The 8,708-nt window shown below is 63.9% G+C and carries 4 protein-coding genes; 2 read left to right on the top strand and 2 right to left on the bottom strand.

Going from position 1 to position 8,708, the window contains the following annotated elements; translation table 11 throughout:
- Positions 1-561: 561 nt before the first annotated feature.
- Both FJV46_RS04800 and FJV46_RS04795 read right to left on the bottom strand, forming a co-directional pair.
- On the bottom strand, positions 562-1,965 hold the full coding sequence (locus FJV46_RS04800) for a recombinase family protein (protein WP_087025293.1): 1,404 nt from the start codon (positions 1,963-1,965) through the stop codon (positions 562-564).
- A complete protein-coding gene (locus FJV46_RS04795; RefSeq protein ID WP_186336548.1) occupies positions 1,916-2,266 on the bottom strand; it encodes a hypothetical protein in 351 nt (116 codons plus the stop codon). The genes FJV46_RS04800 and FJV46_RS04795 overlap by 50 nt, the downstream gene beginning before the upstream one ends.
- Before the next feature lie 579 nt (positions 2,267-2,845).
- Here FJV46_RS04795 and FJV46_RS04790 point away from each other — a divergent pair.
- The gene (locus tag FJV46_RS04790; RefSeq protein WP_126130625.1) at positions 2,846-5,698 is read left to right on the top strand and encodes an FG-GAP-like repeat-containing protein; all 2,853 of its coding nucleotides are present in this window, start codon (positions 2,846-2,848) and stop codon (positions 5,696-5,698) included.
- A gap of 401 nt (positions 5,699-6,099) precedes the next feature.
- Positions 6,100-8,670: a GH25 family lysozyme gene (locus FJV46_RS04785; RefSeq protein WP_087029436.1), complete on the top strand. Its 2,571-nt coding sequence runs from the start codon at positions 6,100-6,102 to the stop codon at positions 8,668-8,670.
- Positions 8,671-8,708: the final 38 nt, after the last annotated feature.

Genomic DNA, 8,708 nt, shown 5'->3' with positions numbered 1-8,708 from the left:
CCGTGAACGGACTCATCGAACTCCACCGCCGCGTCGCCCGAGGATTCCGCAACCGAGACAACTACCGCCTACGCATGCTCCTCATCGGCGGCGGACTCAGCCACTCCCACCTCAAGTAAGAAGAGCCGCTTTTGCTACCACTTTGGCCACATATGCAGCCACCGATTCGGCCGTCATCGCTCGCCGCCTAATCGCAAAGCCAGTTCAAAACGGCGCTCCTGAGTAAGGGCCGGCTCTGCGGCGAGTGCTTCATCGATAGCGCGGGCGAGTTTAGCGGCGGTGAGATCACGCCGGGCCGCGGTTGCAGCTTCTATATTTCCGTGCCTGGTCGCTAGGGCAACACGGGAACGCGCGGTGAGGACTGGATCGGACATCAAGAACTCCTGTTGAAGAGGCGCATCTTGATGTCGAGTTGTCGGGTCTTAGCCGCGGGCCGTTTTCCTTCTGGCCTCGAAGGGTGAATCTTACGAGTTGCCTCGATGCGCGAGGGCTGATTGATACACAAGTAAGTCTGAACTACTTTTGCACTTAATTCAAGTACACGCGCGCATTAATCAATTGTCAATCCGAATTGTTGCGCCACGTAACTTGAACCTGTTCTGGCGTGAACCTGATACCGGGTCCGCTGGGCAAAATGGAGATCGTGGCGAGTGTACGAATGATGAGCCGCCGTCGCTCGATGGACGCAGCGGCCCACGCCTTCGCTGCACCCGGTCCCGTCATGCCATCGAGCACCCTCACCGGCTGATACCTCCGCACGTCGGTCTCAGCGGCTGAAAGTTGCACTGTTAGTTGCTCGTTGATCCGGGCCAGTTGCCGGCCCGTGATGTCGCCACGCGCGAAGCTGTCGGCGGCGGTGTCCATCCGCGCCAGCACAGCATCGCGCGTGGTCGCAGCGGTCGTCAGAGCGTCAGGCTGATCGGCAAGGTGAGCGAGTACATCCGGCTGTGAGAGGCGAGCAACCATGACTGCGTTTACGACGTCGTGCACCGGTTCCATCTGCCGCGCGAGCTTCATACAACCTGGGCAGGCGTAGGTCGGCTTGCGCTTAGGACTGATGTTGGGGCGCATCTCGGTGCCACAGCGCCCACATTGGACCAGCCCGCTAAGGAGGTACTTGATCTCGACGCCGCCCGTATGACGCCTGCCCGGCGCTGTTAGGACCGCTAGCGCCTGATCGTAGGTATCCTGGCTGATGATCGGCTCCCACGCGGCTTTGCCGATGTCTTGCTTGGCATGCGCGTAGCGCCCGGCATAGCGAGGCTTCCGAAGCATGTTGCCGACCACGTTGCCTTGCCAAGGGTTGCCGCGGATTGTCTTCATACCTTTTTCATTGAGGTACTTGGCGAGGCTCCGCAGAGAGTCACCCGCAATCACCATCCGGTAAATCTCCCTGATGGCTTCGGCTTCTGCAGCGTCGATCACGTCCTGCGTTCCCACTACACGACCGGACTCATCTAGGACGGGCTGGCGTCGGTAGCCAAACGGCGTGATGCCGTGCGGAAGACCTTGCTTGCGGTTTTCCTCGAACTTCCGCTTAAGCCGCTTAGACAACTGCTCAATTTCCTGCCGTGCCACAGTGCCCTTGATTCGGGCAGTCATCCTGCCGTTGGGCGTGGAGAGATCCGTATCTCCGCCAACATTGGCGAGCTGCAGACCGTGACGGTCTGCTAGGTCGATGATGTCCTCGAGCTCGCGCGGCGTACGGGTCAGCCGGTCGATGTCCCAGACGACAAGCGCGTCTATCTCGCCAGCCCGGATCGCTTCGAGCATGCGCTGATACTGCGGTCGAGCCCTCGACCTACTGGCGCTAACGTCGTTGTCTACGAACTCGGCGGCGACGGTCCAGCCGCGGCGCACAGCCTCCTTACTGCAGTCGTCTACCTGCCGCGCCACGCCCAGAGCAGAACCATCATCAGAGGAGATTCGGGCGTAGATGCCGCAGGATCGTGCTGGATCGCTCATGATTGCCAGTATGCGCCCGAAACAACATAAATGGAATCTTGGCTGGTGCGTTGATCCAGACCTCCTCGACCGTAGGGTCGTCGAGGAACGGCTGCAGGGCGCCGAAGCCGGCAACCGCGTCGTATACCTGCTTGCGCGCCACATCGAGTCGTCCGAGCGGGGGAAGGACGCCCAGCATGGACCTTTCGTCATAGTCGGCAACGGCGTCGTTGACCAGGACCTGCACCTGGGAGGCCTGCCGCGACGGATCCAGGCCACGACGGCGGATGAGTTCCCGAACTTCCCCCTCGACGAGCCGCACACCGTCCATCCGAAACTCCCATTGTCATGGTTCCGCATAGCCCCCGGGCCGCTCCGCGCCGGCGCGTCCGACCTTCACCCTACTGAAGCCCCCGCAGGGCGACCAGAGTTATCTGCAGATGTGGACATCCTGCGTTCACGGCGTCTTTATTGCGGAATGGACGTGTGCCCATCGACACGCCGACCCAAATACGATGACAGGCGCAGGTTTTACCTAAGATTCTTCCTTCACTTCCGAAACGTGGGTCCCACTAGTAACAGGGCTGTACTCTTTCGAGCAATCACTCAGCTGGCTAACGCCCGGATTCTGCTGGAGAAACCCGTGACTTTGCCCTCCCCCGCCCGGCTTCTGTGTGCCGCTTTACTGTCCATCAGTCTCATGGGCAGTGCGGTTCCCGCAGTAGCAATGAACGAGGCGCCCGCCCCGTCGCCGTCCCCCACGACAAGCACGGCCCCGCCGGACCTGGCCGTACCGGAACCGGCGACGACGTCGGCACCTGTCGCCGAAGAAGCGATCCCGGAAGCGGTTCCGGTCCCGGCAAGCGAGCCGGCCACGACCGAGGAGGTACCGACGGAGTCGGTGTCGGATCCCGAATCAGACCCGGCTGCGACGCCGGACGAGATCACGTCCTTCGTTCCTGATCTGACGTGGAACCCGCTCGAGGATCCGGACTCCAACGCTCGGTACGGAGAGCACTTCGCCGAACCGGTCACGCCGCTGAAGGCGTCGTCCTCCCTCGGGGTCGACGACAGCGAGGGAAACGCGGCCCTCGCGCCGCGGACGGGCGACTTCAAGGTCACCCTGGTCACCGTGCAACTGTCGGGGAAGACAGTTGCAGACACCGACGCCATCAATATGACTGCCGCGCGCAACTCCATCACGAGTGCCAACAAATACTGGAACTCCGCGTCGGCCGGCCGGCTGACCTTCGCGAAAGTAAACGAGTACCGGCATAAGTCCGCGGCGAAGATCACGGATTCCTACGGAACCATCATGGCGACCGTGACGAAGGAATTGAACTGGCAGTACCGCGCCTACGAGTCGCTCGTCATCTTCGTGCCGCACGCCGACCTCAACTACAACGGCTCCTGGGGAATCCTCGGAGGCGGGTTCACCGACAGCGCCACGAGCGGCCGGGTCATCATGCCCTACCCCTCCGCGCTGACGAACAACGTCATCACCCACGAATTCGGTCACGTCCTCGGCCTCCATCACGCGAACTCACTGGCGTGCTCCAACGCCCGGGCCGACGTGCCGCGCGCCTCCTACGGCTGGGCCGACAGCTCCTGTTGGTCCTCCGAGTACGGTGACACGTCCGACCTCATGGGATACGCCCAGGTGAGCTCCCCCCAGATCAACGCGTTCCTGTGGGAGTACGGAGGGTTCGGTCGCGGGAACGAGATACGCAACCTGGGCACACCGTCGACGACGGCCAGGACCACCCTGAAGGCCTGGGCTGGGACCGAGGCGGGACGAGCGACCAAGTTCACCGATCCGGTCAGCAAGGACGTCTACTACCTGGAGCTCCGTCTTCCCGTCGGAAATGACACCGCAACCGCTGCGGGCGGTAACCGTGGCGTCAAGATCACGAAGATGGACGTGCTGGGCTGGAGTGGCAATGCTTCGGTGGTCCTGACCCCCAACAGCCTCCGCTCGGGGTGGGGCAACACGTCGCTGACCTGGCAACAGGGGCAGACCTTCAAGACGCACGGGGGAACCACGATCAAGATCGACTCGATCGGGACCTCGAGCGCAGCTGTGACCATCACGCCGCCGGGTGGAGGTGTGCCGGCTGTGGTTCCGGTGGTGGTTCCGGTGGTGTTGGACAAGTCGTTGATGACGGTCAATGCCGGGGATTTCAACGGTAACGGGACCGATGACCTGATCTCCCGCCGTACGGACGGAACCCTGTGGTTCCACGACGGGACCGGATCGGGCTCGTTCCGGACCGCTGTGAAGATCGGATCGGGGTGGGGTATCTACAGCCAGCTCGTCGGCGGCCAGGACTTCAACAACGACGGCCGCCCCGACGTCCTCGCCCGCAAGACCGACGGCACCCTGTGGTTCTACGCAGGAACCGGGCGCGTCAGCTCCGACACGGAGGGCTACAAACCAGCCGTCAGGATCGGCTCGGGCTGGAACATCTACGACATCATGGTCTCCCCCGGCGACTTCAGCGGCGACGCCAGGCCCGACCTCATCGCCCGCAAAGCCGACGGCACCCTCTGGCTCTACCAGGGCACCGGCCGCAGCGACAACCTGCTCGGCACCCCCGTACGCATCGGGACCGGCTGGAACACCTTCGACATGATCACCGGAGCCGGGGACTACACCGGAAACGGCAAAGCCGACCTCCTGGCCCGGAAGGCCGACGGCACCCTCTGGCTCTACGAAGGCACCGGGAACGCCAGCGCCACCAACCCCGGCTACACACCAGGACGCAGCATCTCCAAAGGCTGGTCGGCCTACGCCGACGTCATCGGAGCCAGCGACTTCAACTCCGACCGCAGGACCGACCTCGTCGGCTTCAAATCCGACGGAACCCTGTGGTTCTTCGCAGGCACCCCCATGAACGACAACGGGTACAAGCCCGCCACCCGCATCGCGACCACCGGATGGCAGAACTACGACATCCTCCTGTCCCCCGGCACCTTCAACAGCGGCAGCACCAACGACCTCATCGGCCGCAAGAAAGACGGAACCCTCTGGTTCCACAACGGCGACGGCAAAGGCGGCTACGGCAAAGCCGTGAAGATCGGCTCCCGCGGCTGGAACGCCTTCACCCAGATCCTCGCCCCCGGAGACTTCAACGGAGACGGCAAACCCGACCTCCTCGCCCGACACACCGACGGCAGCCTCTGGTTCTACGCCGGCACCGGAACAGTCAGCACCACCAGCGAAGGCTACAAACCAGGCCGCAAGATCGGCAACGGAGGCTGGCAGAACTTCGACCGGCTCCTCACCCCCGGAGACTACAACGGAGACGGCAAACCCGACCTCCTCGGCAGCAAGGCCGACGGAACCCTCTGGCTCTGGGCCGGAACCGGCACCATCACCAAAACCAACGAGGGCTACACCAAAGCCCTCAAAATCGGCAACGGAGGCTGGCAGAACTTCACCCAGATCATCACCCCCGGAGACTTCAACGGCGACAAACGAACCGACCTCATCGCCCGCAAACCCGACGGAACCCTCCTGTTCTACGCCGGAACCGGAAAAGCCTCCACCACGAACCAGGGCTACACACCAGCACGCACCATCGGAACCGGCTTCAACATCTACACCACCATCCTCGGCCCCAACGACACCACCGGAGACGGCAAACCCGACCTCCTCGCAACCCGCACCGACGGATCCCTCTGGCACTACACCGGCACCGGCATGCCCACCACCCCGGGCCACAAAACCCCCACCACCGCCGGAAAACTCTAACCACCGCGGCGACTGGCGATCGCAGCCAATCGAAGCCCTCTATCTGGAGATTCATCGTGATTTTGCCTGACCGGACAAGGCTCCTCGCCGTGGCTGTACTCACCACAACCCTGCTGGGCGGGCTCACGCCTGCGGTCGCACAGGAGACGCCCGTCGGGGTGCAACCGTCTCCGTCTGCGACCGCACAGGAATCACCTGCTGCAGGAGTGGCCGCTCCTACCCCGGGAGTACCTTCGCCGACCTCGGCGGCAACGGCACCTCAGGTGCCCCTGCCGCCGAAGGGGTCATCGGAGGAGGAGCCGTCATCATCGACGGCGGCTCCGGCTGAGGAGGGGACCGAGCAGGCAGGTCCCGATCCAGCAGAATCGGCCGATCTGTCCCCGGACGAGTTGGCTCGCAACATGACCGCGCTGTCCGAGCTCATCGGCCCCCTCGGAGCAAGTCTCGGCCAGGGCGTCGAGCGGATCGCCGAGACCGGTGACCCTCAGGTGCCTACGGAAGAGGAGTATGCCCGGCTGAGCGAGGAGCAGGCGTCGACCGGCGGCGTCGATCCGGCACCACTGCCCGGTACGACGACGGACGCGGATCAGGCCGCGTCCGCCACATCATCCCTCCAGGGCGGGGCTCCGATGGCCGCCCAGACGGGACTCCAGGCCATGATCAACTACTGGAGGCCTGCCGGGATCCTGGGCGTCGACGTCAGTAGCTACCAGGGCAACGTCGACTGGGCGGCCGCCTACCGGCAGGGATCCCGGTTCGCCTACACGAAGGCGACAGAGGCAGTCGTCTACAAGAACCCCTCCTTCGGCAGCCAGTACCAGGGGGCCGAAAGCGCCGGCATGGTGCGGGGTGCCTATCACTTCGCCATCCCGAGCGTCTCGAGCGGCGCGGTGCAGGCCGACTACTTCATCAGGAACGGCGGCGGCTGGTCTGCTGACGGGAAAACCCTCCCTCCCCTCCTGGACGTCGAGTACAACCCCTACGAAGAACTGGGGAACGCCTGCTACAACATGAGCCCAGCCCAGATGGTCACGTGGATCCGGGATTTCTCCACCACGATGGTCCAGCGGACCGGCCGCCTCCCCATGATCTACACGACCACCGACTGGTGGAACACGTGCACCGGGTACAGCACCGCGTTTGCGAATCACCCGCTCCACATCGCGTCCTACAACAACTGCTGCGCGGGTGCGCTCCCAGCGGGCTGGCGGTCGGATGCCCTCTGGCAGTACACCTCCGAAGGCCCCGTGGTCGGGGACTGGAATCGCTGGAGCGGAACCGCAGCCGGCCTTGATGCTTTCGTACGCAACAAGACGGCGTCGGCCGTGACTCCTGTGGTTCCGGTGGTGGTTCCGGTGGTGTTGGACAAGTCGTTGATGACGGTCAATGCCGGGGATTTCAACGGTAACGGGACCGATGACCTGATCTCCCGCCGTACGGACGGAACCCTGTGGTTCCACGACGGGACCGGATCGGGCTCGTTCCGGACCGCTGTGAAGATCGGATCGGGGTGGGGTATCTACAGCCAGCTCGTCGGCGGCCAGGACTTCAACAACGACGGCCGCCCCGACGTCCTCGCCCGCAAGACCGACGGCACCCTGTGGTTCTACGCAGGAACCGGGCGCGTCAGCTCCGACACGGAGGGCTACAAACCAGCCGTCAGGATCGGCTCGGGCTGGAACATCTACGACATCATGGTCTCCCCCGGCGACTTCAGCGGCGACGCCAGGCCCGACCTCATCGCCCGCAAAGCCGACGGCACCCTCTGGCTCTACCAGGGCACCGGCCGCAGCGACAACCTGCTCGGCACCCCCGTACGCATCGGGACCGGCTGGAACACCTTCGACATGATCACCGGAGCCGGGGACTACACCGGAAACGGCAAAGCCGACCTCCTGGCCCGGAAGGCCGACGGCACCCTCTGGCTCTACGAAGGCACCGGGAACGCCAGCGCCACCAACCCCGGCTACACACCAGGACGCAGCATCTCCAAAGGCTGGTCGGCCTACGCCGACGTCATCGGAGCCAGCGACTTCAACTCCGACCGCAGGACCGACCTCGTCGGCTTCAAATCCGACGGAACCCTGTGGTTCTTCGCAGGCACCCCCATGAACGACAACGGGTACAAGCCCGCCACCCGCATCGCGACCACCGGATGGCAGAACTACGACATCCTCCTGTCCCCCGGCACCTTCAACAGCGGCAGCACCAACGACCTCATCGGCCGCAAGAAAGACGGAACCCTCTGGTTCCACAACGGCGACGGCAAAGGCGGCTACGGCAAAGCCGTGAAGATCGGCTCCCGCGGCTGGAACGCCTTCACCCAGATCCTCGCCCCCGGAGACTTCAACGGAGACGGCAAACCCGACCTCCTCGCCCGACACACCGACGGCAGCCTCTGGTTCTACGCCGGCACCGGAACAGTCAGCACCACCAGCGAAGGCTACAAACCAGGCCGCAAGATCGGCAACGGAGGCTGGCAGAACTTCGACCGGCTCCTCACCCCCGGAGACTACAACGGAGACGGCAAACCCGACCTCCTCGGCAGCAAGGCCGACGGAACCCTCTGGCTCTGGGCCGGAACCGGCACCATCACCAAAACCAACGAGGGCTACACCAAAGCCCTCAAAATCGGCAACGGAGGCTGGCAGAACTTCACCCAGATCATCACCCCCGGAGACTTCAACGGCGACAAACGAACCGACCTCATCGCCCGCAAACCCGACGGAACCCTCCTGTTCTACGCCGGAACCGGAAAAGCCTCCACCACGAACCAGGGCTACACACCAGCACGCACCATCGGAACCGGCTTCAACATCTACACCACCATCCTCGGCCCCAACGACACCACCGGAGACGGCAAACCCGACCTCCTCGCAACCCGCACCGACGGATCCCTCTGGCACTACACCGGCACCGGCATGCCCACCACCCCGGGCCACAAAACCCCCACCACCGCCGGAAAACTCTAACCACCATCAAGCCTTCGCCCCGGGGGGGGGGGGGAAGC

Origin of the sequence: Arthrobacter agilis, assembly GCF_006494655.1 — a bacterium.
Taxonomy (GTDB): Bacteria; Actinomycetota; Actinomycetes; order Actinomycetales; family Micrococcaceae; genus Arthrobacter_D; species Arthrobacter_D agilis.
This window is presented reverse-complemented; position numbering and strand designations above follow the sequence as displayed.

Coding starts and splice junctions, on each gene's coding strand:
- FJV46_RS04785 (WP_087029436.1), top strand. CDS start 6,100: ATGACCGCGCTGTCCGAGCTCATCGGCCCCCTCGGAGCAAGTCTCGGC.
- FJV46_RS04800 (WP_087025293.1), bottom strand. CDS start 1,965: ATGAGCGATCCAGCACGATCCTGCGGCATCTACGCCCGAATCTCCTCT.